Genomic DNA, 25,535 nt, shown 5'->3' with positions numbered 1-25,535 from the left:
CGAAAACGCGATCCGGACCGGTGGTTTCAATTCTTTTGCACCCCTGCGTGTTTCGATATGATGCCGTACTTCAGGGGGTATCCGCCAGCGCAGCGGCCAGAGCAGCGCCGTTCGCCGCATCGGCCTCGTCGAACAGTGCCGCCGCGGCCAGGTAGGCAGCCTTGTGGCGGAGGGTGGCCTGTTCGAAAGCGTCGAGTATCTCGAAGAGCTCCCGGCCCTTCGTGTCGAACCCCGCGGTCAGCGCCCGTCCCGAGGGAAGGTCCGGAAACCCGGACACCCGGGTGAGGTCCGCGGCGCCGGTTCTGGCCTGCTGCACGCGTTCGACGAGCCGATCGCAGGAGGCGGCGAGTTCGCGGGCCGCATCCGCCGACATATGGAATTCCCCGGCCCGCGCGGATTCGTACAGCCGAATCCCCGCCTGCTGCCCCAGTTCTGGTACGGACATCGTCTTCCCCCTTCGGACTCCCCGCCTCGTGGTCGGAGCATATCAGCGGAAAAGGTCCCGGACCAGGGTCGATGTGCCCCGTGTGCGGGATCGTTCCGGGGCCGGGTGGGCCTGGCCGGACGCCGGCGCCGATTCTCCGTGCCGTCATGGAGAATATTCCCCGGATAATTCCGGACAATATGTCGGCATTCGCCCTGCAAGAATATTCTCCGGAAATTCTCGGGGAATATGCGAGCGCCGGACGCCGGTGATCGACCCGATGTTTGCGGATATCGGACAACCGGCGGATACGGTCGTCCGGTCATGCCTCCCGGACACATTTTCCGGTCGCCGGTCCAGGCGGGCGACCGATGTGCCGCGGCCGGACGGCTCGCCGAGAATCAGTCCCTGAGCTGGAGAAACGCCCGGATTCCGGATGCGGCGCGAACGAATCTCTTGGAGCGGCGCCGTAGCGGGTGTTAATTTATTTGTTATGTCTACCAGCGGCACCACACCGAAGCCGGTCACATATGTGACCGCCGCGCTCGGTCTGCGCTTGCCGCTGAGCCGTGAGTTGTGTTGCTCCCGCCGCCGCGGTTGAGCGATTCCGATCCACTCGCCGCCTCGTTGCAGCATCTGTAGGCATATACCGGCGTAGCCGGAATAATCGAGGAAATCATATGGCTGTCCGCACCGCCGAACGCATTGCGTCGCAGGCTTCCACCACCCGTACCCGTGTTCCCCGGCCCGTCGTGCCTCCGGACCTGCGGATCTCCGATAACCCCGCCGCCGCCGTGCTGCGGTCGGCCACCACCGGGCCGGTGTTCCGCGATAAAACCGCCCGCGCCACCGGATTGAGTATCGCCACCGTCAATCGCCAGGTTTCCGCGCTGCTCACCGCCGGACTGCTGCGCGAACGTGCCGACCTGACCGCCTCCGGTGCGGTCGGGCGGCCCCGCGTTCCGTTCGAGGTGGATATCGACACCTTCGGCACCCTGGGTATCCATATCGGCTCTGCGTCCACCCGCATCGTGGTCGCCGATCTACGAGGGCGCATCCTCGGCGGGCTCACCATCGCCACTCCGCAGACCGGTCAGGAGTTCGCGGTGAAAACTGTCGCGCACAGCGCGAAATCCTTTCTGCAGCGCTGGTATCGGCGCACTCCGCTATGGGTGGGCGTGGCGATCGGCGGCCGGGTCGATCCGAGCACCGGCGTGGTCGACCATCCGAAACTCGGCTGGCAGGCGGCGCCGGTGGGTGCGGTGTTCAGCGAGGTGCTCGGCCTGCCGATCTCGGTGGCGCCCCATGTCGAGGCGATGGCCGCGGCGGAGCTCTTGTTGCCCGGCGGACAGCAGGATTCGCCCGAGGGGCCGGAACAAGCGCCCGCGCACGGCAGCAGCCTGTACTTCTATGTCCGTGAGATGGTGGGAATTTCGGTAACCCTGGACGGTCGCGTGCACACCCCGAACAACGGTCCGGGTTCGATTGCGCACCTTCCGACCGGCTCCGATGTCGAATGCCAGTGCGGCCGTCGCGGCTGCCTGGAGGCCACCGTCAGCGATCGCGCGCTGCACGCGCGTGCGGTGGGCCGCGGAATCATTCCCGCGTACAACGGAAAAGCCAGTTCCACCATCGGCGATCTCTACCGCGCCGCGGTAAATGGTTCGCAACCGGCCCGCGAGCTGCTCGCCGAACGCGCCACCGTGCTCGGGCGGACGGTCGCCCTGGTGCGGGATATGCTGAACCCGGACCGTGTGGTGCTCGGCGGACAGGCCTTCACCACCTATCGTCCCGGCCTGGCGCATGTGGCGCACTCGTTCAACGAGGCGACGGTACTGCCGCCCACCGATATCCGTGTCACCGGCTACGCGTCGAAGGTGCAGGAGTTCGCGGCCGTGGTCACTTCGCTGAGCGCCCTTTACGCCGATCCTGTTGCTGCGCTGCGCCGTATCCAGGCCTGACAGCACCGCGGTTTTCGGGCGTTGTCGGTGCATACCCCGACCCGGGGTATGCACCTCGGTTTCCTACGCCGTCCGGGACAGTTTCACCGGCACCGACAGGGTGCAAGCCGGCAGCTTCCTGCCGGGCAGACACGCCATATCGGACGGTCCGCGATCCGGTCGGTGATCACGGCATCCAACGCTCGGTGGCTCTGCCCGGTCTCGGGTCGATTCGAGTTCGCGATCGCACCCGCGAGCGGGGTTCGCAATGGTGGAGATCGGAGTGGGACCGCAAGAACAGGGCCCGCACGTCAGCGCGCCGAGAACACGCCTTCCACCGCGGTGATGAAGTACGGGAAGTGCCCGGCGAACCGGTGCAGGTCCCGGTCGCCCTCGAAACCGCCGAACCAGTACAGACCGGGATCGTCGTCGGCGGACGGGTCGATATCGCGGAACGTGCGCACCCAGTTGTCGGCGCGGCTCCAGACGATCATGTAGGGCAGTCCGCGGGAGAACACCAGTTCCCGGTCGCCGGCGGGGATCTGCGCGCTGTTCACCTGTTCCAGGCCCTGTTGCAGTCCGCGCACCTGGCCGGTGAGTGCGCGCCCGTAGGCGGTGCGGGTGGGCAGGAAGCGCTGGGCGGCGAGCAGTCCGGCGCCGGCGAGTGCGATCGCAACGCCCACCAGCGCGTGGCCGGAAAGCAGCGCCGCGGCGATGGTTACCCCGGCCCCGAGCACGATCAGGGCTGCGCCGAGCCAGAGCGGGATGCGGCGGCGCGCCGGGTCGATGAACGCGCCACGTTCCACCGCGTCGCCGAGCATCGTGCCGCGTAGTGGTTCGGTCGTGAGCCGGCCCGGGGCACCCAGATCGGCGACCGTGACCTCGTCGGTACCCGCGGGGAGCAGAGCGTCGTAGATCGCTCGCTCGTAGGCCCGCAGCTGGTCGTCGGCCGGGTTGACCCGGATCATCCGCCACTGGGTTTCGCCGATGCGCCCGATCCAGAGGTAATTGCGCACCGCCAGGTCGACGACGGTGGCGGCGATATCGGTGGTATCGGCGTGCCCGTCGAGCAGAACTCCCGCTTCGCCGGGCAGGATGCCCGCGGGGGAGCTGAACTGGGTGCGGCCCTCGGCGTGGACCAGCGGCTGCATCGGTTCGGCGGCACCGGTCTGCCGGCGGGCCCAGACGATATAGGCGGCGAGTGCAGCCAAGGCGGCCAGCAGCAGGGCGAAAGCGATGAGGACCGGACCGGTGATCGCGAACGGCGAGTTGCCGGGTCCGCTGATATCGGCGTTCGACGGTACGGTGCCGGGCGGGATCTGCAGCGTGAGGTCGACCGATTCGCCCTTGCGCAGGTTCGTTTGGTCCAGGTACAGCACCCCGTCGGGTTCGATGTGCACCTGGGCGCAGGGCCGCGTGTTACCGATCGGCCCCAGCAGGCAGTCCACGATGCCCATTTCGAAACTGGGGCTGATCAGACTCGCGTGGATTTCGGCGATATCGACGTTGAGCACCCCGAACCAGCGGAACACCTGGCTGCCTTCGGCGTCGCTGACGGTGTTCTGCACCGAGTAGCGGAAGGTCGATTCGCCGGGCCCGGCCTCGATGGTGAACAGGTCATCGGCCACCTGCGCGGTTCCGGGACCGGTCGTTTCGATATCGGTGACCGCGAACCGGCGTTCGGAATCCTCACTGATCTGCACCCGCAGCGGCAGGGACATGGTGAATTGCTCACCGGGTGGGACGGTCACCCGCTCGGTCACCTCGAGGACGCCCTCGCGGCTGAGTGTCATGTCCAGGTTCAGAATCACACCGGCGGGTTCCTGTGCCCGGGCGGTGGGCGTGAACAGGGTGAACAATCCGGTCAGTGCGAGTAGTAGCGCCGCGGCGCCCCCCCGAAAAGTGAGCATGGTCCGTAACTTTAGACAGCTTGCTATCCTGCGTCAGCGGCTGTTGGCGTTCGGAGAATTCGAGAGGGACCGGGGGAGTGACTCGACCACCTTATGAACGTGGACCGGTTCCTCCTGGTAGACAGCCGCTCCCATCACACGGGCGTCCGCCGTACGGCCCCCCGCCGGGCCGGCCGCAGCAGCCGCCACCGCACGGTATGCGCCCGGGATATCCGGCCGCGCCGGGCTATCCGCCGCAGCAGCGGCCCGGTTATCCGCCGCGGCCCGGTCCGCCGCCGCAGCGTGGTCCGATACCGGGATACCGGCCGATCGTCGCCCCGCCCATGCCACCGCCCGTCCCGCAGCGGCCGCCGCGTGGCCGTGCGCCCCGGCCGCGGCGTGGTGGCGCCCGGACGCTGTGGATACTTCTGGCGATCATCGCGTTCGTGGTGGCGGCATTGGCCCGCGGAGCACTGGATTCGGGTGGCCTGAGCGTGCTCGGACCGCAACCCGACCGCGGTTACGACACGGGCGTGACCGGACCGTCCGAGACCGGCACCAACCCGCTGCTCATCGATACCGACGCGACCCTCATCCCCGCCGACTGTCCCTACACCGAGTGGTCGACCGACGAGAAAACGGCGCGCGCCTTTTTCGGCAGCGCCGAGAAATGCCTGGAGGCGGCGTGGCGGCCGGTACTGGAAGCCGCGGGATTGCCGTTCGAACCGCCGACCGTCGAGGTATCGGCCACCACGGACGGCATATCGACCCCGTGCACCGGCTCGACCAGTAATTTCGCCGCCTTCTACTGTCCCGCCAATCGCACCGTGTATATGCCGATCAGCCAGCTGCAAACCGATTACTACGGGGACAACTGGGTGGTCTACCTGTCGGTGTTCGCGCACGAATACGGCCACCACATCCAGAACCTGTCCGGCATCCTGCTCGCGGCCAATGGTGAACGTGTCGATGTGGGTGCGCAGAGCCCGGACGGCCTGGAGCTGTCGCGGCGGGTCGAGCTGCAGGCCAACTGTTTCGACGGTATGTACCTGGTGTCCTCGGCCGACGGTGGTTCGCTGACCGCCGAACAGATGTCGCAGGCGCGCACCGACGCCGACAACCGTGGTGATCAAAGCGGCGATATGCGCGATCACGGCACGCCGGAGAACGGTGGCCGCTGGTTCGGGCTCGGTGTAGAGCACAACCGGACGGCCCAGTGCAATACGTTCACCGCGCCGGATGATGCGGTGAGCTGAATCAGTCCGTGGGTGTTCCGGTGCCGCGCACCCGGTGTCGTAGACCGGTCAGCCAGTCCGTCATTTCTTCCGGACCTGCCTCGGGACCGATCAATTCGGTGACGACGTGTCCGGCGCAGGCCGCGTCGAGCACCCGGGCCGCCACGGCCATCGGATCTCCCCATGGCAGGAACGGTTTCGCCAGCAGCAGGGAGGCGATACCGTGCGCGGCGGCCCAGAGTTCCAGAACCAGGGGGGTCGGGTCGCCGCGGTCGATCAACCCGCTCGCCATGGCCTCTTCGACCGTGGCCGCGAAGAACCGGAAGGCACCACTGGTCAGGACGAGGTCCACCGCGCCGTGGGTATTCGTGGGGATGGTGGCCAGCCGGTACTGCTCGGGATGGTCGAGGGCGAAACGGATATAGGCCAGGCCGAGCCGCCGCAGCCGCAGTGGCGGCGGATCGGCCGGGTCCACCGCGGCCTGCATGGCGGTGTTCAACGCCTCGAAGACCTCGGCCACCGCGGCCTCGATCAGCGCGTCCTTATCGGCGAAATGCCGGTAGATCGACGGTGCGCTGACACCCACCATCCCCGCGACCGCACGGATGGATACGGCCTCGACACTGCCCGTCCGTTCGAGTAGTTCGCGTGTCGCGGCGATGATTTCCGCACGTAGGCGGCCACCGGTTCCGCGCGGTGACCGCGGCCGCCCGGTCATACCCGCACCGGTGGTTCGGCGGCGGCCGGCCGCGGTTCGGTTTCCTCGCCGAGCCCGAACCGGTCGTGCAGGCGGGCCAGCGGTTTCGGGGCCCACCAGTTGAGCGGGCCCATCATCCGCATCAGCGCCGGTACCAGCAGCGCCCGGATGATGGTGGCGTCGGCCAGTACCGTCAACGTCAAACCCAGCCCCATCAGCTGGATGAACGAAACCTGCGAGGTGGCCAGTGCGCCGATCACGATGGCCATCAGCACGGCGGCGGCGGTGAAGATCCGGCCGGTGCGGGCCACGCCGATGGCGACGGAGGCGGTGTTGTCCTCCGCCGCGAATTCGCCGCCGGTGCGGCCGGCGCGACGGCGCAGCCATTCCTCCCGGATCCGCGACAGCAGGAACACCTCGTAATCCATGGACAGGCCGAAGGCCAGGCAGAACATGAGGATCGGCATGGTCGGCACCAGGTAGCCGACGGCGGTGAAGCCGAGCAGGCCTTCGAGGTGGCCGTCCTGGAATATCCACACCATGGCACCGAATGCGGCGGTCAGTGAAAGGGTGTTCAGCAGTAGCGCTTTCAGCGGCAGGATCACGCTGCCGGTGAACAGGAAGAGCACGACGAACGTGGCCAGCACGATGAGGAGTGCCGCCAGGGGAAGCCGGTCGGCGAGTGCGTCGAGGGAATCTTCGTTCATCGCGGCGGCGCCGGAGAACAGCGGGGGCGCCGGTGCCGGTACCGCCCGCAGCTCCGCCAGTTGATCGCCCCCGGCGGGGGAGAACGGGTCGAGGGAGGTGTTCACGGTCAGATAGGTGCCGGTGTCGTTGGCCATTCCCGGTGGGGTGGGCGCGAGCCGGTTACCGGAGACATAGACGCCCGCGCTGGACAGCACACCCGTGACATCGTCGACTTCGGACAACCGGGCCGCGTAGGCGCCGACACCCTGTTCGTTCTGGTAGCCGTCCAGCACGATCGTGGTGTTGCCGCCCGGATCGGCCCGCGGGAACTCGGCCCGCACCTCGTCACCCACCTGCCGGCTGGCGGCGGTCTCCGGGAGTACGCGCTCGTCGGGGTAGCCGAATTTCACGGACAGGAACGGCGATCCCAGCGCCAGCAGCAGCGCCACGATCACCACGGATACCGGGACCGCGAACCGCATCACCCGCAGGACCAGCCGGTACCAGCCTGTCTGTTCCGGGACCATGGCGCCCAGCGGCGCCGGCTCGCGCCCGAACAAACGCAGCAGTGGTGCGCGTAAGTCCAGGGCGTTCACCCGGTGACCCAGCAGTACCAGCGCCGCCGGCAGCACGATCACCGAGGCCGCCGCCGCGGCCACCACGACCGCCACGCCGGAATAGGCGAACGAACGCAGGAAGTAGAGGTCGAACACCAGCATCGCCGACAGCGACAGTGCCACGGTGAGGGCGGAGAACAGAACAGTGCGGCCCGCTGTCTGCAGGGCGCGCACGGTCGCGGCGCGGGGATCCAGGCCGCCCGCGAGTTCCTCCCGGAACCGGCTCACGATGAACAGGCTGTAGTCGATCGCCAGTGCCAGGCCGAGTGCGGTGGTGAGGTTCATCGCGTAGATGGACACATCGGTGAACAGCGTGAACAGCCGCAGGATCGCCAGTGTGGCGGCGATCGCGAACAAGCCGACCAGCAGTGGCAGCGACGCCGCGACCAGGCTGCCGAACACCAGTATCAGCACGATCAGGGTCAGCGGTATGGCGGCGGCCTCGGCGACCGCCAGATCGTGGGTGATCTGCTCGTTGACCTCGTGGAAGGTGGCGGCCGCGCCACCTGCCCGGATAGTGACCCCGTCGGTGGTGCCGGTCACCTGCGCGCTGATCTCACCCGCGGCTTCCTGCATCTGGGTTTCATCGCCGGCCAGATGTACGGCGATGAGCCCGGAGTTGCCGTCGGTGCTGCGAAGTGCCGAGGCCACCGCGGGCGAGGGCGCGGTCCAGTACGACTGGACGCTGGTGGTGCCGGGATGCGCGCGAATCGTATCGACGGCCGCCTGTGCCCGGGCCTGTACAGCGGGTGTATCGACACCTTCCGGGGAGTCGACCAGCAGGATGTAATTGGGTGCGGCGCCTTCGAAATTATCCGCGAGCAACTCCGTGGCCTGCGTCGATTCGGCATCGGAGGAGACGAATCCGCCCGATTTCAGTCCCGACGCCGCGGTGGCGCCGAAGACGCCGCACAGCAGCGCGACGGCCAGTGCGCCGACGAGTATCGCCCGCGGAGATCTCGTGACGAGTTGTGCGATTCGGATCAGCATGTGCAGGACCCCCGCGTCGATAGGTTAGTGGCGTTAGCGTAACGCTGTTAACCCATCGATGGAAGACCCTTCCGCCCGCGTGGTCCGCCGACGGGCCGAGCCCCCACACGTCGTAGTCGCGACCTACACTCTCCGCGTGGCTCTGTACCGGAAGTACCGACCGGCAACGTTCGCTGACGTCGTGGGCCAGGAGCATGTCACCGACCCGCTGTGTACTGCGCTCGATACCGGGCGGATCAGTCATGCGTACCTGTTCTCCGGTCCGCGCGGATGCGGCAAGACCTCGTCCGCCCGGATCCTGGCGCGGTCGCTGAACTGCGTGGAAGGCCCCACCTCGACGCCGTGCGGTACCTGCGCCTCCTGCGTATCCCTCGCGCCGGGCGGCGGCGGGAATCTCGATGTGATCGAACTCGACGCGGCCAGCCACGGCGGCGTGGACGACACCCGGGAACTGCGCGACCGCGCCTTCTATGCGCCCGCCGAATCCCGCTACCGGGTGTTCATCGTCGACGAGGCGCATATGGTGACCACCGCCGGGTTCAATGCGCTGCTCAAGATCGTCGAAGAACCGCCGGCGCATCTGATCTTCGTATTCGCCACCACCGAGCCCGAAAAAGTGCTGCCGACCATTCGGTCGCGCACCCACCACTACCCGTTCCGGCTGCTACCGCCCGCCACGATGCGGGGATTGCTCGGCGATATCTGCGCCCAGGAGCACGTACCGGTGGACGAGGCGGTGTATCCGCTGGTCATCCGGGCCGGTGGTGGGTCCCCGCGGGATAGTTTGAGTGTTCTCGACCAGTTGCTCGCGGGCGCCGGCAGCGACGGCGTCACCTATACGCGCGCCGTCGCGCTGCTGGGGGTGACCGATGTGGCGTTGATCGACGATGCGATCGACGCGCTGTCCGCCGGCGACGGTGCCGCGCTGTTCCGCACGGTGGACCGGGTGATGGAAGCCGGGCACGACCCCCGCCGTTTCGCGGTGGATCTGCTCGAACGGCTACGCGACCTGATCCTGATGCAGGCCGTTCCCGATGCCACCGAACGCGGTCTCGTCGCCGCACCCGGCGATCTGCTGGACCGGATGCGCGATCAAGCCGCCCGGCTGGGTCCCGCGACGCTCACCCGCTGCGCCGAACTCCTGCATGCCGGTCTGGGGGAGATGCGCGGTGCCACCGCGCCGCGGCTGCTGCTCGAGGTCGTGTGTTCCCGGATGTTGCTGCCCGCGGCCGATACTTCCGATGCGGCAACCCTGCAGCGGCTGGAACAGCTGGAGCGGCAGGTTGCCTCCGGAGTTGTGGCGGCCCCGGCCGGTGCCGCCGTGGAGCCTGGGCAGGGGTCCGGCGGTGCGCCCCCGCCCCCAGCCCGTCCGGCCGCGGACCCGTCCCGCCGACGCGGGGCCGAGGCGCTGGCGGCGCTGCGCGAATCCAAGACTGCGCACACATCCGGCGGCCCCGCCGCCGGGCCCCCGCCGGGCGCCCACACTCCCGGCCCCGCTCCGCGACCGGCGGAATCGCATCCTCGGACCGAAACAGCCTCTGCGGCACAGGAGTCGGCCGATGCGACGGTCGCGTCACCCGGAGGCGACCCACATCGAGCGCCTGCGGGCGGCGGGCCCGCGGGACCATCGCAGCCGACGGACGCGGCGCGGCCCGATATTGCAGAACCCGGCGGCTCCGGGCAGCCGCAAGGCGCTCCGGAAGCCGGAGGCAACAGCCCGGCGGCGGGCCCTGACGATGCGGGCAGTGTGGATACTCGGGCGGCGAACGGCACGGACAGTGGAACTCGTTTGCCCGCGCAGACCGGCCCGGGAGATCGGGATCGTGCTGTCGCGCGGGTCGGGCCGGATGATCGGGATCCTTCGAGCGCCGGTGCCGGTGCGGAAGATCGGCCGGGAGCTCGGTCGTCTGCCGACGTTCGGGTGTCTCCAGCGGCGGGAGCCGGTGCGGACGAGCGTGTCGGTGCTCCGGAAGCGCCCGGCCAGGATCGCGCGACGACCGGTGCCGGTGCGGGAGACGCACCGGGGGTTCGGGCATCCGTTGGTGAGCGGGACAGCCGCACCGGTGAGGACGGCCGTGCTGTCGCGCAGGCGGACGCCGGTGATCGGGATCGCGAGGGAAATCCGCCGGGAGCACAGGGATCTGCTGGTGAGCGGGATCATCAGGCGGGCCGAGCCGGGGAGGCAGGTCGTGCGGGCGCGCAGGTGACCGGTGGACCGGATCGCGTGATCGGCGGCGCCGATGCGGGAGGTCCGTCGGAAGCACAGGCCGCTGCCGGTGAGCGGGAAGGAGCCGGCGCGGAAGGTCGTGCCGGGGCTCAGGCAGCGCCCGGCAGCCGGGATCGTGTGAGTGCCGACGTAGCCGAGAGCGGCCACGAAGGCAATCGGGAACGTGCGGCGACGGGCGCAGGCATGGACGGTTCCGCCGCGGATCGCGGTGATTCCCGCCGGCCCGATACCGAATCGACCGCGCCCGCCCGGCCGGTCGGCGCGGATGCCGACACCGAACTGCTGGCGGCCGTGGAGGCCGCCTGGGCGGATATCAAGGTGAAGGTCCGGGAGTTCGGGCCGACCATCGGCGCGATGCTCACCTCGGGTGCGACGGTTGCCGGGGTCGAGCAGGGCGAGATCGTCCTCGCCCATCATGCGGCGCTGGTGCAGCGGCTGTCCCAGCCCCAGCCGATGGGGGCCGTCCGGTCGGCGGTCGCGGCGGTGCTCGGGCACGAACATCCGGTGCGATGGGTGGTGGCCGGTCAGCAGGTCTCGCGGGGCCCCGGAGGCCGGGAACGCGGCGGTCGGCGGTCCGGCGATACCGATTCCGGAGATTCCGAGGGGGGCCGTCGAGCCGGCCCACGCCGGACGTGGACCGGCCGGCCCGGTGCCGGTGACAGCGATACCGGCCGCGGGGAATCCACTGCCGGCCGCGATACGGAGGCCGCCGGTGCCGGGGGAGCGGCGCCGGCCGGAGCCGGTAACGGGGAGGCCGGGCCGAACCGGGCGCCGGGTGCGTCCGGGCGGCGGGCCGCGCCTCCCCGGTTTTCCCGGCCCAGTCAGGCCCGCGCGGCCGGTTCGGCTGCCGCTGATCCCGGTGCGGCGGAGCCCGGTGATTCCGGCGCGGGCGGCGCCGGGAATCCCTATGACGACATACCGCCGCCGGACTATCCGGACCTCCCGGACGACCCGGGCCCCGACGATTACGGCTACGGATCCGGTGCCGTTCCGGCCTCCACTCCGGAGGAGGAGCAGGAGATGCTTGCCGACGCCGCGCGGCCGGTCGATCCGGGGCAGCGGCGCGATCCGGACGAGGTCGCTCTGGAATTGCTGGCGAGTGAGCTGGGCGCCACCCCGTTGAATGGTTGACAAGCACCGGTTCGACCACGTTAAGTTAACCGGAGTTCGCATCCGGCGGTACTATGGGCGGGTGGCTGCGGACTTCCGCGAGACGAGGTTCTATGGTGGGCCCTGACGAGCGGGCCGCCGGATACCCGTCCGCTGGTTCGTGCCGTGGTTTGTACAGCGTATGCCCGCGTGGGTTCTCCGGCCCGCCGGCGCTATGCCAACTGAATACGGACGGTCGGTCGAACGGCCGGTCGGCGAGGTAACTCGCGTCTGCTCCGCCAGGTGCGGGCGGGCGTATTCCTAGGAAGGAAACACTCCGATATGACCACAGAGGCCTACATCTACGAGGCCATCCGCACCCCGCGCGGCCGCAACAAGAAGGGGTCGCTGCATTCGGTCAAGCCGATCGATCTCACCACCGGCCTGGTGCAGGAGCTGCGCAACCGCTTCCCGAACCTGGACGAGGACCGGATCTCGGACCTGATCCTCGGCGTCGTCTCCCCGGTCGCTGACCAGGGCGGCGATATCGCCCGCACCACTGTGCTCGCTGCGGGGCTGCCCGACACCGTCGGCGGCGTGCAGATCAACCGCTTCTGCGCCTCCGGCCTGGAAGCCGTGAACATGGCCGCGCAGAAGGTGCGTTCCGGATTCGACGATCTGGTGCTCGCCGGCGGTGTCGAATCCATGTCGCGCGTCCCCATGGGCTCCGACGGCGGCGCCTGGATGCTCGACCCGGCCACCAACTACGACACCTACCTTGTGCCGCAGGGCATCAGCGCCGACCTGATCGCCAGCATCGAGGGCTTCTCCCGGGAAGACGTCGACGCCTACGCGGTGCGCTCGCAGGAACTGGCCGCCAAGGCGACCACCGGCGGCTACTTCGCCAAGTCCATCGTCCCGGTCAAGGACATGAACGGCCTGACCGTGCTGGATCGCGACGAGCATATGCGTCCCGGCACCACCCTCGAGGATCTGGCCAAGCTGAACCCGTCGTTCGCCGGTATCGGTGAAATGGGCGGCTTCGATGCCGTGGCGCTGCAGAAGTACCACTTCGTCGAGAAGATCAACCACGTCCACCACGGCGGTAACAGCTCCGGCATCGTCGACGGTGCCGCGCTCGTGCTGGTCGGCACCGAAGAGGCAGGCAAGGCCTCGGGCCTGACCCCGCGCGCCCGTATCGTGACCACCGCCACCAGCGGTGCCGACAGCACCATCATGCTCACCGGCCCCACCCCGGCTGCCCATAAGGCGATGGCCAAGGCCGGTCTGACCGTCGACGATATCGATCTGTTCGAGATCAACGAGGCCTTCGCCTCGGTCGCGCTGAAGTTCCAGAAGGATCTGCAGATCCCGGACGAGAAGCTGAACGTCAACGGTGGCGCCATCGCCATGGGCCACCCGCTGGGTGCCACCGGTGCCATGATCACCGGCACCATGGTCGACGAACTGGAGCGCCGCGGCGCCCGCCGTGCCCTCGTCACGCTATGCATCGGCGGCGGCATGGGTGTGGCCACCATCATCGAGCGCGTCTGACGCGACCGACCGAGTCTCATATTTCCCGAGGAGATAGAAAAACCGTGAGCGAAGCCAACATGATCGGTTGGGAGAAGGATTCGGACGGCATCGTCGTACTGACGATGGACGACCCGAACCAGGGCGCCAACACGATGAACGACCTCTACAAGAAGTCGATGACCGCGACGATCGACCGGCTGGAGGCCGAGAAGGACGACATCACCGGTGTCGTGCTGACCTCCGCGAAGAAGACCTTCTTCGCAGGCGGCGATCTGAAGAACATGATGCAGGTCGGCCCGGACAACGGCCCGGAACTGATGGAAGAGCTGGGCGAGATCAAGTCGGCGCTGCGCCGGCTGGAGACCCTCGGCAAGCCCGTCGTGGCCGCCATCAACGGCGCCGCGCTGGGCGGTGGCCTGGAAATCGCGCTGGCGACCCATCACCGGATCGCGGCCGACGTCCCCGGCTGCCAGATCGGCCTGCCCGAGGCCACCCTCGGCCTGCTGCCCGCCGGTGGCGGCATCATCCGCACCGTGCGCATGCTCGGCCTGCAGAACGCGCTGATGCAGGTGCTGCTGCAGGGCCAGCGGAACAAGCCGGCCAAGGCCAAGGAGATCGGCCTGGTCGACGAGCTGGTCGGCTCGATCGACGAACTGGTGCCCGCCGCCAAGGCGTGGATCAAGGCCAACCCCGAGGGCGGCGTGCAGCCATGGGACAAGAAGGGCTTCAAGATCCCGGGTGGCACCCCCGCCAGCCCGGCGTTCGCCGCTCAGCTCCCGGCCTTCCCGGCCAACCTGCGCAAGCAGCTCAAGGGCGCCAATATGCCTGCCCCGCGCGCCATCATGGCCGCGGCGGTCGAGGGCTCGCAGGTCGGCATCGACGATGCCTCGCTGATCGAGTCCCGCTACTTCGTGCACCTGCTCACCGGGCCGGTCGCGAAGAACATGATCCAGGCGTTCTTCTTCGACCTGCAGACCATCAACAACGGTGGTTCGCGGCCGAACGATGTGCCCAAGCGGGAGATCAAGAAGGTCGGCGTGCTCGGCGCGGGCATGATGGGCGCCGGTATCGCCTATGTCTCCGCCAAGGCCGGCTACGAGGTCGTGCTGAAGGACGTCACCCTCGAGGCGGCCGAACGCGGTAAGGGCTACTCGGAGAAGATCGAGGCCAAGGCGCTGTCCCGGGGCAAGACCACCGAGGAGAAGTCCAAGGCGCTGCTCGACCGGATCAAGCCGAGCGCCGACGTCGCCGATTTCGACGGCGTCGACTTCGTGATCGAGGCGGTCTTCGAGAGCACCGAGCTCAAGCACAAGGTGTTCCAGGAGATCGAGGATATCGTCACCCCGGACGCGCTGCTGGGCTCCAACACCTCCACGCTGCCGATCACCGGCCTGGCCAAGGGTGTCAAGCGTGAGCAGGACTTCATCGGTATCCACTTCTTCTCGCCGGTCGACAAGATGCCGCTGGTCGAGATCATCAAGGGTGAGAAGACCTCCGACGAGGCCCTGGCCCGGGTGTTCGACTACACCCTCGCCATCAAGAAGACCCCGATCGTCGTCAACGACAGCCGTGGCTTCTTCACCTCCCGCGTGATCGGCACATTCGTCAACGAGGCGATCGCCATGCTGGGTGAGGGCATCGAGCCCGCCACCATCGAGCAGGCCGGCTCGCAGGCGGGCTACCCGGCGCCGCCGCTGCAGCTGACCGATGAGCTGAACATGAAGCTCATGCAGAAGATCGCCCGGGAGACCGAAGAGGCTGCCAAGGCCGGCGACGCCGCCATGGGCAAAGAGCGGCACCCGGCCATCGACGTGGTCGACTACATGGTCGAGCAGGGTCGCCCGGGTCGTCTGGAGAAGGCCGGTTTCTACGAGTACGACGAAAACGGCAAGCGTCTCAACATCTGGCCGCAGCTGCGCGAGCACTTCAAGACCACCTCGGGTTTCGGCGTGCCGCTGCAGGACCTGATCGACCGCATGCTGTTCATCGAGGCCATCGAAACCCAGAAGTGCTTCGACGAAGGCGTGCTCGAGTCCACTGCGGACGCGAACATCGGCTCGATCTTCGGCATCGGGTACCCGGCCTGGACCGGTGGCGTGCACCAGTTCATCGTCGGCTACCCCGGCGGCCAGGAAGCCTTCGTGGCGCGGGCCGACGAACTGGCGAAGAAGTACGGTAAGCGCTTCGAGGTCCCGGCCTCGCTGCGTAAGTAGTCCCGGTCCGGGCGAACAGTCCGGACCGTTCGGCCGGCACAGCCCGCCCCACTTCGACTGTGGGGCGGGCTGTGTTTTTGGCGGCGCCTGCGGCGCCGCGGGTTTTGGCCCCCTTGGTCCCTGCTGTCCGCACTCGACACTCGCGGCTGCGCCGCATCGCATCGAGCACGGACTGCAGGGACGGGCCAAAACCTCTCGGGGCCTCGCTGGACTCGGCACCGCCGCTGGGCACGCTGGGATCGAAGTCGGCCCGTCGTCGGGGTACACGGCCGTCTGTGGGCGACACGCCCAGGGGTCCCGTTGCCCTCGGCGTGTTGTTGCAGCGTTCGGTGGGGGAGCCGGACGGAAACTTCGCGGGCTCGCCAGGAATACGGCAACGGATGGGCGGGCGGGACCGATAAATCTACTGGAACCGAAGGCGCACGGGGCGGCGATGCCGGTTTGTTGTCGGATGCCGGGGATATACCTTTATCAGCCGGCTTGTCCGGCGGCCGCCCGATAGATGTGCCGCCGAGGCTTACAGCGCGACGGCGAGGGTTCGCTCAGAACTGCATACAGACCATCGCCGACCTGCGTATTCGACGGTCGCGCGGGGCGGGAACGCCCTTGATGCGAAGTCAACACGCGAGCAAGGAGGAAAGCCGCGCATCCGGGTATTGCGCGCGCTACGTTGGAAGTGGATACCGGAACGGCGCCGCCGCGGCGTACCCCACCGCAGCCGGTTCGTGACGAGTGCGAGGTGGTGAGATGATTCCACGAACGCGTTCGGGCCCACCGGGCCGCGAATCGGAGGACTCCTACGTCACTTCCGACGCCGAGCCGGAAAGCGCTGGGGTGGAAAGCGGTAGGTCCGGCCCGGGGGCCGCGGAACGGGCGGCGCATCCGGGCGCCGAGGGGCCCCGGGAATCCGACGACGCCGCTCCCGGCAGTGCCGAGTCCGGTAGCGATGAGCCCAGCGGCGCCGAGCCCGACAGCGGCGGTCCCGAACCCACCATGGCAGTTCCGGGGCCGGGCCCGGAGGCCGCGGGCGCCGAACCGGAGCGCATCGTCGAAGACCTGGCCGCCATGGGGCTGACCGAGGCCCAGGAGATCGGCCGCGGCGGCTTCGGCGTCGTATACCGGTGTGTGCAGCGGGCACTGGACCGAGTGGTCGCGGTGAAGGTGCTGTCGTCGGATCTGGACCCGGAGAGCCGGGAACGGTTCCTGCGTGAGGAGCACGCGATGGGCCGGCTGTCCGGGCATCCGAATATCGTCGACATCCTGCAGGTGGATGTGACGGCCGCCGGCCTGCCGTTCATCGTGATGCCGTTCGCGACGCACGGGTCGCTGGAACGTCTCGTCCATGATCTGGGCCCGTTGAGCTGGGCCGATACCCTCCGTGCCGGAGTGAAACTCGCCGGGGCGATCGAGAGCGCACACCGGACGCGGATCCTGCACCGCGATGTGAAACCGGCCAATGTACTGCTCAGTTCGTACGGCGAACCCCAGCTCACCGATTTCGGGATCGCCCGGATGCCCGGCGGTTTCCGCACATCGGACAGTCAGATCACCGGGTCCCCGGCGTTCACCGCGCCCGAGGTGCTCAAGGGCGAGGAACCCACCGTCCGATCCGATGTGTACGGCCTGGGCGCGACATTGTTCGCGCTGCTCACCGGTCATGCGGCATTCGAACGGCAGGCCGGCGAGCGGGTGGTCGCGCAATTCCTGCGGATCACCACGCAACCGGTGCCCGACCTTCGTGAACAGGACATACCGGCCGATGTGGCCGCCGCGATCGAAGCGGCGATGGCGCAGGACCCGCAGGACCGCCCGGCCTCGGCCTACGAGTTCGGTGAGACGTTGCGAGAGGTACAGATAGCGCACGGGCAGGTCCCGGACGATATGGCGTTACTGGACCCGGAGATCACCGCGGTGGAAACCGGGCCGCCGGCACACGACCGGCAGCCGCCCGCGGTGACCGCCCGCCGCAGCTGGCCGCTGCTGCCGCCGACGGCCGCCGGCTGGATGAGCGGCGCCGGTGCACGTCCGGGGCGCACCACCGGCGAGACCGGCCCGCGCGGCAGCACTTCCGGCCGGCGCGATGCTGCGGCGGCCGCCCGCCGGCGGTCTCCGGGCACCCTGCCGCCGAGCCCGGCCACGAAGTTCCGGCCACCGACGCCGCCCCGGGAACCGGTGCGCCGGCCACGGCTGCTGGATGTCCTGCGCACCGGTGTGGAACGCCGGCTCACCGTGATCCACGCGCCGGCCGGTTTCGGTAAGAGCGTGCTGGCGGCGCAGTGGCGCGACGAACTGGAGGGGCTCGGACTGCCGGTCGCCTGGATCGGGATCGACAGCGGCGACGACCACGAGGTCTGGTTCCTCGCCCACCTCATCGAGGCCATTCACCGGGTGCGGCCCGATATCGGGGCAGGTTTGGGCCAGATGCTCGAGGAGCGGCCCGCGGATTCGGTCACCATCGCGGTATCCAGCCTGATCACCGAACTGCACACCAGCGGAGAACCGGTGGTGGTGATCATCGACGATTGGCATCGGCTTTCCGATCCCGGCGCGAAACGGGTGCTGTCGAGTCTGCTGGACAGCGGCTGCCACCATCTGCGGCTCGTGGTGACCAGCCGCGATCCCTCGGAACTGCCCATCGGCCGGATGCGGATGAACGACGAACTGGTGCAGGTCGATTCCGCGCAGCTGCGGCTCACCCGCGCCGAGGTCGGGGAGATCCTGGTACGCCGCAACGGTTTCGCACTCGACGACGAACAGCTGGACCGGCTGTACACCGCCACCGACGGCTGGCCCGCCGCGATCCAGCTGATCAGCCTCGCGCTGCGCGACGATCCCGATCCGGCTGTCCTGGTGGAACGCCTGTCCGAGGGCGGGCACGGTATCCGTGAATACCTGGCCGAGAACGTGCTGGATGCCCTCGAACCCGAGATGCTCGACTTCCTCGCCGTGATCGCGGTGGCCGAGCAGGCGAACGGTTCGCTGGCCATCGCGCTCACCGGTAATTCCGAGGCGCCGCGGCTACTGGAGCAGGCCGAACGGCGCGAGTTGTTCCTGCGCCGCGCCGACGCCGAACCGGAATGGTTCCAGATGCAGCCGTTGTTCGCCGAATATCTGCGGGCCCGCCTGGACCGGACGGATCCGGGCCGGGTGAAAACCCTGCACCGCCGGGCCGCCCGGTGGTATGCCGAACACCAGCTGCTGCGCCGCGCGGTGGACCATTCGCTGGCCGGGACCGATTTCAAGACGGCGCTGGACCTGCTCGAGAACGGCGGGATGGATCTGGTCGACGGTTCGCGGGTCGCGACACTGCTCGGTTCGGTGTCCAAACTTCCCGTCCAGCAGGTGGCCTCGCGTTCGAAGCTGCTGATGGCGGTCGCGCGGGCGAATGTGAATCTCCAACAGTCCACCGCGGCCCGTTCGGCGCTGAATCGGCTGTCGAATGTGCTGTCCCGCAGCCCGGAGGGCGACGGGGAGGTGCGCAAACAGCGCTGCCAGGCCGATGTACTGGCCGCGGCCGACGAGATCTCGCACGACCGCTCCGCGGGTGTACTCGAACAAGTCTCCGAATCGCTGCGCCACCCCGGCGAATTGCCCGCCTGGACTGTCGCCACAGCGGCAAATATCCACGCCTACGTGCGAATTTGCGAATTCGACTATCGGGCGGCGAGCGAAATGCTGGAATGGGCGCGACCGTATCAGGAACGCTCCCGGGAGCCGCTCGGTGAGATCTTCGCCTGGTGCGGCCGCGGCCTCATCGCCTACGAGCAGCTGGATATCGCGGTGGCGTTGAGTGCCTACCGGCAGGCGTACAAGACCGCTCAGATGAGGTCGGGTCCGCGCTCGCACGGGGTGCGCACCGCCGCCGGACTGCTGGGCGAACTCGAATACCGGCGCGGTGATCTGGCTGCCGCCGAGGAACTGTTCGACGAGTCCTACCAGCTGGTCGCGCGGGTCGGTCCGATCGAATCCCTGATCGCCACCATCGTGACCGGCGCCCGGGTGAAGGCGCTACTCGGTGATCTACCGGCGGCCGCGGTGCGGCTGGGGGAAGGCGCGCGGATCGCCGCGGACCATCAACTGACCCGGCTGGCTGCGCAGATCCGGGCCGAGCAGTTCCGGCTGGGCGTGATCGCGCCCGATCGTGCCCCCGAAAGCACCGCGGCTGTCGCCGGCGACTTCTCCGAACCCCGCCGCGAACCCGAGCACCCGGTGGTCCCGTCGGTCCTGGATATGGAGGCCGGCGAGGTCGCCACCATCCGGGCACTGCTGGCCGGCGGTACCCGGCAGGAACACGAACGCGCGGCCCGGCATGCGCGAGCCCTCCAAAGCCGCACGCGGGAACAGGCCCGGCCCCGCGCCGAGCTGGACCTCTCGCTGCTGCTCGCCGAATCGCTGGCCGCGGCCGGCTGGGTCGGCGAGGCCGCCGCGCTGCTGGCGCCGGTGGTCGCCACCTGCGCGGAACTCGGCTGGACCAGGCCGCTGCTGGATGCGGGGCCGGCGGTCCTCGAGATCCTGCGGGTGCTGCGCGACGATCTACCGGTGTCCACCCCGGACGGGACGGACACGGTTCGCACGCTCGGTGAGAACCGTGTCCCGATCCGTTTCCTGGACGAGCTACTGAGCTGATCTAGGGCTGCCACCAGGGGCGCAGCGGTACCTCCGGTTTACCAGAGCTGCCCAGTTTGACCCCGAGCACCTGGTGCAGCTGCACCACATTGCGCTCGAATCCCAACCGGCTGCCCGCCATGTACAGGCCCCACACCTTCGCGGTGCCCTCGCCTGCTTCGGCGACGCAGGCATCCCAGTTGGCCACCAGGTTCTTGCACCATTCCGTGAGGGTCAGCGCGTAGTGTTCGCGCAGGTTCTCCTCGTGCAGAACCTCGAGCCCGACATTCTGGATATCGCTGATGATGCGACCGGAGCCGATGAGCTCCCCGTCGGGGAAGACATAGCGGTCGATGAAATCTCCCGCCTTCGTGGCGCGGGTGTTGTCCGGCCGGGTGATGCAGTGGTTCAGGAACAAGCCGCCGTCGCGCAGTTTGCTCTGGATGAACCGGAAATAGGACGGGTAGTTGTGGACGCCGATATGTTCGGTGAGCCCGATCGAGGACAGCGCGTCGAACTGGCCCTCGGGCACATCGCGGTAATCCGAATACCGCACCTCGGCGAGATCACTCAGTCCTTCTTCGGCGATCTTCTTCTGCGCCCACGCGGCCTGTTCGGCCGAAAGGGTCGCGCCGATGACGCGGACTCCGCGCTTGGCGGCGTAGCGCACCATGCCACCCCAGCCGCAGCCGATATCGAGCAGCCGGTCGCCCTCCTTCAGCCGGAGCTTCTCGAAGACCAGCCGGTACTTGTTCTCCTGGGCCTGCTCCAGCGTCCAATCCCGTTCGCCGTAACACGCACAGGTGTAGGTCATGGAGGGACCCAGCACGTACTCGTAGAAGGTGTTCGAGACGTCGTAGTGATGGTGGATGACCTCGGCATCGCGGGCCTTGGAATGCCGCAGACCCTCCATCGCGATCCGGCGCCACCGCGGCACCGTCTCCTGCGGCGGTGGTGGTACCGGGCGCAACCGCTCCCAGCCCAGCGAGCGGGCGATCGCCACCAGCGAAAGCGCCGACGGACGTTTGAACTTCAGGTCCGTCATCGCCGCGAGGATGTCGTAGGGGTCGCCGGGGTGCACCCCCGCGGCGTCCATATCCCCGGAGATGTAGGCGCGGGCCAGACCGAGATCACCCGGTGCGTTGGCGAGATAATTGATACCGCGCGGATTACGGATCTCGAGCGCGAACTCGGAATCCACCGGGCCGGTGGTGCTGCCGTCGTAGGCGGTCAGCTTGATGGGAACATCGCCGTCGACCAAGGTCTCGACGACTTCGGCGATACTGAGCCGGGTGCCCAGATCCGCAAAAGCATCGGATCTATCCTTAAATGTCGTCATCTGCGTTGCACCGCCTTCGAATACAGATCCAGCAGGCGCTGGCCGGGATCGTAGCGTTTCTTCAATTCTTTGTATCTCTCACCGCCGTACAGAGCGGCAAACTCCTCGGGTTCATAATATGAATCCGAGTACAGGGATTTGTGTCCGTCGAATTCGGTGACGGTTTTCTCGATGGCGCGATTTGCCGCACCATCTATCCGGCCGGGCGATTTCGGCACCGCCGACCAGAAGCCTATGTTCACGTACGTGCGGCCGGTCCTCAGCGGATACAGCGGCCACGGCTGGGTTCCGGGCGCGGCGCCGGTATCGCGCAGCCGCAGCGGGCACAGCCAGATGGGTTCGATGGGGATTTCGCGCAGGAACCATTCCATGAAATCCGCGGTGCGTTCCACCGGTACCTCGATATCCTGCACCACGCGCTCCTGCGGTGGATTTCCTTTACGCGCCTCGAGTTTGTCACCGATGTTGTAGCGGTGATCGAGGGCGATAAGTTTCCAGTAGAAACTGCTGCGGCGGTACCGTTTCGGCCAGAAGCGGCGGATGTTCGGGTTCTGTGTACCGAATGCGCGCGAGCACCAGAACCAGTCGGTATCCCAGCGCCACAGGTAATCGTGGATGGTGAGACGGTCCCGTTTCGGCTCCGGGCCGTCGTGCTGGATGGACCGGTAGTAGATATCCATATCGGTGTAATCGCTGACCGGGCCGGGTTCATCGGTCTGCCGCCCCAGCGTCAGGTAGCTCTCCCCGGCGCTGAACACCACGCCGTCGAGGTAATCGACCGCTTCCCCGTCGTGGCTGCGCTCCAGCACGATCCGATCCAGTGCGGCTTCGAGCTCACGCAGATCGTGGAACCGCAGATGCCGCAACGCCACATAAGGGGGCACCGATTCCAGTTCGATCTTCAGGCGGGTGGTGTACCCCAGGGTGCCGTAGGAGTTCGGGAACCCGCGGAACAGCTCGGCATCCGGGCCGTCCGGGGTGATGGTGACGATTTCTCCCGCGCCGGTGAGCACCTCCATCTCCAGCACCGATTCGTGCGGCAGGCCGTTGCGGAAGGAACTGGATTCGATCCCGAGCCCGGTAACCGCGCCGCCCAGGGTGATCGTTTTGAGCTGCGGCACCACCAGCGGGGCCAACCCGTACAGCAGGGTGGCGGCCACCAGATCCTCGTAGGTGGTCATTCCCGCGACCTCGGCGGTTTTCGCCTGCGGATCCACCTCGATCACCCGGGTCAGCCCCGAGACGTCCAGCCCCGGTGCGGTGTTCTTCGCCCGCGCCCGGAACAGATTGGAGGTCTTCTTGGCCAATCGGACATCGGCATCGGCCGGGATCGCATGGTAGCTCGCGAGCAGGCGGTCGACACCTGCTCGATATGCGGCGAACCCGGATTCATTTGCGGCCGGACCGTGGCCGGCCTTCCCCAACAGACTCATTGCCACGTCTAGACGCTAGTCCTACATGGTCTTGGTCGGCCAGCGCGGGGGGATCATCAAGATTGAAATGTCACATATTTGTGTCATTGGGGCGTGCCCCCGCGCGGAAGGTTCGGTCGCGTGGACGAACCAAAACCTTCAAGGTGCTGTGCCGAACACGTGTCGCTGTTGGTCGCGTTCGGTTCGGGTGGGCCCGAATCGGATGCTGTGTTATCCATTGTGTAGCCGTTTCGGGAGAGTTTGTTGAATAGTCGGCTTTATGACATTTGTCCGTAATTACCGGGCTGGCGCGGCGTGTCCGATGGACACAGGGCAGGATGGTGCTGTCAGAACCCATCCGTATAAGGAGTGTTCAAGTGGGACAGGTCAAGGCCGGCAGTTCGATCGAGGTCGGGGCGGATCCGCAGCGCACGCTGGCGGCCATCACCGACTACACGGAGATGCGGCCGAAGATTCTCTCCGCGCACTATCGCGACTACAAGGTGGTGGAGGGCGGCCAGGGCGACGGCACCGTGGCCGAGTGGACCCTGCAGGCCACCGAGAAACGAGTCCGCAATATCCGCGCCCAGGTCTCCGTGGCCGATACCGTGGTCACCGAGAAAGACGCCAACTCCACGCTGGTCAACACCTGGAAGGTCACCCCGGCCGGCGCCGGGTCGACCGTGACCCTGGAAACCACCTGGCAGGGCGCCGGTGGAATCGCCGGCATCTTCGAGGGGATTTTCGCCCCGCTGGGTCTGCGCAAGATCCAGGCCGAGGTGCTGGCCAACCTGAACCGCGAACTCGGCTGATACAGCCGATCCGGCCCACGGGTGGCCACACGGACCGACCGTGACCGCCACTCGCGGGCCGGACCTCGCCGGGAATCGTCCCCGGCCGTGGGCCGGACAGCGCCGGCCCACGGCCACGAGGCAGCTACGACCGCGGTTACGGTCGAAGCAGGAAACCGGCTCAGGAATGGATGGCGATATCGAAGAGATTGCCCTCCGGATCGGCCAGCGTGGCCCACCGGAAGCCGTGCTCGTCGAAATCGCCGATATGCTTCGCACCCAGTGCCACGGCCCGCTCCACCTCGGCCGCCAGATCGGTGGCCATGAGATCCAGGTGGATCGAATTCTTGCCCGGAGTCCGATCGGGCACCTGCAGGAACATCAGCGGCGGGGTCAGCCCGGATTCGCGGCCGACGGTGGCGACGAATTCGCTGGCATCCGGATCGACCGGATGGTCGAGCAGGCGGGCGTAGAAACCCGCCAGTGCGGCGGCGTCCGCGCAATCGTAGGTGGTGGCGGCAATCGTCGGTGCCATGATTCTTCCTGTCCTCGAACGGATGTTTGCCCGCATCATTCACCGGCCCACCGACAAGAAACCGCCGATCCGCGGATCCACGGCGTGGCGGAGTCGTTACCGGCCGATCCGCCGCACCGGCATGTTCGGCGCATGGCCTGAGCGAATGCGGAGCCGCGCCCACTAGGCTGAATCACGACCCGTCCGTAGAGAGGAATGCCGTGCAGCCCGATGGTCAGTTCGATATGCAGCAGTTGCTCCAGCAGGCCCAGCAGATGCAGGAGCAGATGATGGCGGCGCAGGCCGAGATCGCTGCTGCCGAAGTGGAGGGGCAGGCGGGAAACGGCCTGGTCAAGGTGACGATCAAAGCGACCGGCGAAGTATTGTCGCTGAATATCGACCCCAAGGCGGTGGATCCCGAGGATGTGGAGACACTGCAGGATCTGGTGATCGGCGCGATCAACCAGGCCATGGCCAACGCCCAGCAGCTGGCGGCCGAGCGCCTGGGCCCGCTGGCCGGCGGCGGCGGTGCGCCGGGCCTGCCCGGCTTCTGAGCCGTACCGAGGTATCGCGGTGTACGAAGGTCCGGTTCAGGATCTCATCGACGAACTGGGCAAACTACCCGGCGTCGGCCCCAAGAGCGCCCAGCGGATCGCCTTCCACCTGCTGCAGGTGGAACCGCCGGAGATCGACCGGCTACAGGCGGTACTGCAAAAGATCCGCGACGGTGTGCGATTCTGCGTGCAATGCGGCACCGTCGCCGACGGCGAACTGTGCCGGATCTGCGCGGACCCCCGCCGCGACCGCAGCATGATCTGCGTGGTCGAGGAACCCAAGGACGTACCGGCCATCGAACGCACCCGCGAATTCCGCGGCCGCTACCACGTGCTGGGCGGCGCACTGGACCCACTCAGCGGTGTGGGACCCGAACAGTTACGGATCCGGGAGCTACTCACCCGGATCGGCAACCAGGACGACGGCGTGGACGTCACCGAGGTCATCATCGCCACCGACCCGAATACCGAAGGCGAAGCCACCGCGACCTACCTGGTGCGAATGCTGCGCGACTTCCCGGGACTCACCGTCACGCGCCTGGCCTCCGGCCTCCCCATGGGCGGCGACCTCGAGTTCGCCGACGAACTGACTCTCGGCCGCGCATTCTCCGGCCGCCGCAGGTTGTAACTTTGGCTGTAATTTTGGCGGGGGGGGGGGGGGGGCGGGGGGGGTGGGGGGGGGGGGGGGGCGGCCCCTGGGCTGGGGGGGGGGGGGGGGCCGCGCGGCGGCCGCCCCGGCGCAGCGGCGGGTTCGCGACGACCTCGGGATCCAGACT

At 67.8% G+C, this 25,535-nt stretch carries 15 protein-coding genes and 1 pseudogene; 9 read left to right on the top strand and 7 right to left on the bottom strand.

Going from position 1 to position 25,535, the window contains the following annotated elements; all coding sequences use genetic code 11:
* Window positions 1-70 precede the first annotated feature (70 nt).
* Window positions 71-445, bottom strand: coding sequence for a hypothetical protein (locus QH196_RS02850; RefSeq protein WP_280414166.1), 375 nt, complete (start codon window positions 443-445; stop codon window positions 71-73).
* 659 nt (window positions 446-1,104) lie between these two features.
* On the opposite strand from QH196_RS02850, the gene QH196_RS02845 reads away from it, so the two are divergent.
* Window positions 1,105-2,385 carry an ROK family protein gene (locus QH196_RS02845; protein ID WP_280414165.1) on the top strand — a complete coding sequence of 427 codons (1,281 nt, stop codon included), beginning with the start codon at window positions 1,105-1,107 and terminating at the stop codon, window positions 2,383-2,385.
* A 290-nt stretch (window positions 2,386-2,675) separates the two neighbouring features.
* Here QH196_RS02845 and QH196_RS02840 read toward each other — a convergent pair whose 3' ends face one another.
* Complete coding sequence (locus QH196_RS02840; RefSeq protein WP_280414164.1) at window positions 2,676-4,274, bottom strand: DUF2207 family protein; 1,599 nt, start codon at window positions 4,272-4,274, stop codon at window positions 2,676-2,678.
* A 323-nt stretch (window positions 4,275-4,597) separates the two neighbouring features.
* On the opposite strand from QH196_RS02840, the gene QH196_RS02835 reads away from it, so the two are divergent.
* On the top strand, window positions 4,598-5,509 hold the full coding sequence (locus QH196_RS02835; RefSeq protein WP_280414163.1) for a neutral zinc metallopeptidase: 912 nt from the start codon (window positions 4,598-4,600) through the stop codon (window positions 5,507-5,509).
* A 1-nt stretch (window position 5,510) separates the two neighbouring features.
* On the opposite strand, the gene QH196_RS02830 is transcribed toward QH196_RS02835, so the two are convergent.
* Together QH196_RS02830 and QH196_RS02825 are read right to left on the bottom strand one after the other, a co-directional pair.
* Complete coding sequence (locus QH196_RS02830) at window positions 5,511-6,206, bottom strand: TetR/AcrR family transcriptional regulator (protein WP_280414162.1); 696 nt, start codon at window positions 6,204-6,206, stop codon at window positions 5,511-5,513.
* Complete coding sequence (locus QH196_RS02825) at window positions 6,203-8,479, bottom strand: MMPL family transporter (protein WP_280414161.1); 2,277 nt, start codon at window positions 8,477-8,479, stop codon at window positions 6,203-6,205. The genes QH196_RS02830 and QH196_RS02825 overlap by 4 nt, the downstream gene beginning before the upstream one ends.
* A 136-nt stretch (window positions 8,480-8,615) precedes the next feature.
* Between QH196_RS02825 and QH196_RS02820 the strand changes: the two are divergent.
* The 4 genes and pseudogenes from QH196_RS02820 to QH196_RS02805 form a co-directional block, all read left to right on the top strand.
* A pseudogene (locus QH196_RS02820) lies at window positions 8,616-10,181 on the top strand (DNA polymerase III subunit gamma and tau); the annotation flags it as partial.
* 1,956 nt (window positions 10,182-12,137) lie between these two features.
* Complete coding sequence (locus QH196_RS02815) at window positions 12,138-13,349, top strand: acetyl-CoA C-acetyltransferase (protein WP_280414160.1); 1,212 nt, start codon at window positions 12,138-12,140, stop codon at window positions 13,347-13,349.
* A 44-nt stretch (window positions 13,350-13,393) separates the two neighbouring features.
* Complete coding sequence (locus tag QH196_RS02810; RefSeq protein ID WP_280414159.1) at window positions 13,394-15,544, top strand: 3-hydroxyacyl-CoA dehydrogenase NAD-binding domain-containing protein; 2,151 nt, start codon at window positions 13,394-13,396, stop codon at window positions 15,542-15,544.
* Between the two features lie 993 nt (window positions 15,545-16,537).
* The gene (locus QH196_RS02805) at window positions 16,538-20,170 is read left to right on the top strand and encodes a serine/threonine-protein kinase (protein WP_280414179.1); all 3,633 of its coding nucleotides are present in this window, start codon (window positions 16,538-16,540) and stop codon (window positions 20,168-20,170) included.
* Window position 20,171: 1 nt separating this feature from the next.
* Here the strand turns inward: QH196_RS02805 and QH196_RS02800 are convergent, their stop codons facing one another.
* Window positions 20,172-21,488, bottom strand: coding sequence for a class I SAM-dependent methyltransferase (locus QH196_RS02800; protein WP_280414158.1), 1,317 nt, complete (start codon window positions 21,486-21,488; stop codon window positions 20,172-20,174).
* Entirely contained in the window at window positions 21,485-22,921 is a 1,437-nt protein-coding gene (locus QH196_RS02795) for an FAD-binding oxidoreductase (RefSeq protein WP_280414178.1), read from the bottom strand. Before QH196_RS02795 ends, QH196_RS02800 begins: the two co-directional genes overlap by 4 nt.
* Window positions 22,922-23,277: 356 nt before the next feature.
* On the opposite strand from QH196_RS02795, the gene QH196_RS02790 reads away from it, so the two are divergent.
* The gene (locus QH196_RS02790) at window positions 23,278-23,712 is read left to right on the top strand and encodes an SRPBCC family protein (protein WP_280414157.1); all 435 of its coding nucleotides are present in this window, start codon (window positions 23,278-23,280) and stop codon (window positions 23,710-23,712) included.
* A 160-nt stretch (window positions 23,713-23,872) separates the two neighbouring features.
* On the opposite strand, the gene QH196_RS02785 is transcribed toward QH196_RS02790, so the two are convergent.
* Complete coding sequence (locus QH196_RS02785) at window positions 23,873-24,226, bottom strand: VOC family protein (RefSeq protein ID WP_280414156.1); 354 nt, start codon at window positions 24,224-24,226, stop codon at window positions 23,873-23,875.
* Between the two features lie 200 nt (window positions 24,227-24,426).
* On the opposite strand from QH196_RS02785, the gene QH196_RS02780 reads away from it, so the two are divergent.
* Window positions 24,427-24,759, top strand: a complete 333-nt coding sequence (locus tag QH196_RS02780; protein ID WP_033243903.1) for a YbaB/EbfC family nucleoid-associated protein — start codon at window positions 24,427-24,429, stop codon at window positions 24,757-24,759.
* 19 nt (window positions 24,760-24,778) lie between these two features.
* Complete coding sequence (gene recR, locus QH196_RS02775; protein WP_033243904.1) at window positions 24,779-25,387, top strand: recombination mediator RecR; 609 nt, start codon at window positions 24,779-24,781, stop codon at window positions 25,385-25,387.
* The last annotated feature ends 148 nt before the right edge of the window (window positions 25,388-25,535 follow it).

It is taken from the genome of Nocardia carnea (assembly GCF_029868325.1).
In the GTDB taxonomy this organism is placed as follows: Bacteria; Actinomycetota; Actinomycetes; order Mycobacteriales; family Mycobacteriaceae; genus Nocardia; species Nocardia carnea_C.
This window is presented reverse-complemented; position numbering and strand designations above follow the sequence as displayed.

Excerpts from the sequence above, each read along its gene's own strand:
- QH196_RS02795 (WP_280414178.1), bottom strand. The coding sequence starts at position 22,921 with ATGAGTCTGTTGGGGAAGGCCGGCCACGGTCCGGCCGCAAATGAATCC.
- QH196_RS02840 (WP_280414164.1), bottom strand. The coding sequence starts at position 4,274 with ATGCTCACTTTTCGGGGGGGCGCCGCGGCGCTACTACTCGCACTGACC.
- QH196_RS02825 (WP_280414161.1), bottom strand. The coding sequence starts at position 8,479 with ATGCTGATCCGAATCGCACAACTCGTCACGAGATCTCCGCGGGCGATA.
- QH196_RS02830 (WP_280414162.1), bottom strand. The coding sequence starts at position 6,206 with ATGACCGGGCGGCCGCGGTCACCGCGCGGAACCGGTGGCCGCCTACGT.
- QH196_RS02805 (WP_280414179.1), top strand. The coding sequence starts at position 16,538 with ATGGCAGTTCCGGGGCCGGGCCCGGAGGCCGCGGGCGCCGAACCGGAG.
- QH196_RS02835 (WP_280414163.1), top strand. The coding sequence starts at position 4,598 with ATGCCACCGCCCGTCCCGCAGCGGCCGCCGCGTGGCCGTGCGCCCCGG.
- QH196_RS02845 (WP_280414165.1), top strand. The coding sequence starts at position 1,105 with ATGGCTGTCCGCACCGCCGAACGCATTGCGTCGCAGGCTTCCACCACC.
- QH196_RS02800 (WP_280414158.1), bottom strand. The coding sequence starts at position 21,488 with ATGACGACATTTAAGGATAGATCCGATGCTTTTGCGGATCTGGGCACC.
- QH196_RS02815 (WP_280414160.1), top strand. The coding sequence starts at position 12,138 with ATGACCACAGAGGCCTACATCTACGAGGCCATCCGCACCCCGCGCGGC.
- QH196_RS02785 (WP_280414156.1), bottom strand. The coding sequence starts at position 24,226 with ATGGCACCGACGATTGCCGCCACCACCTACGATTGCGCGGACGCCGCC.
- QH196_RS02850 (WP_280414166.1), bottom strand. The coding sequence starts at position 445 with ATGTCCGTACCAGAACTGGGGCAGCAGGCGGGGATTCGGCTGTACGAA.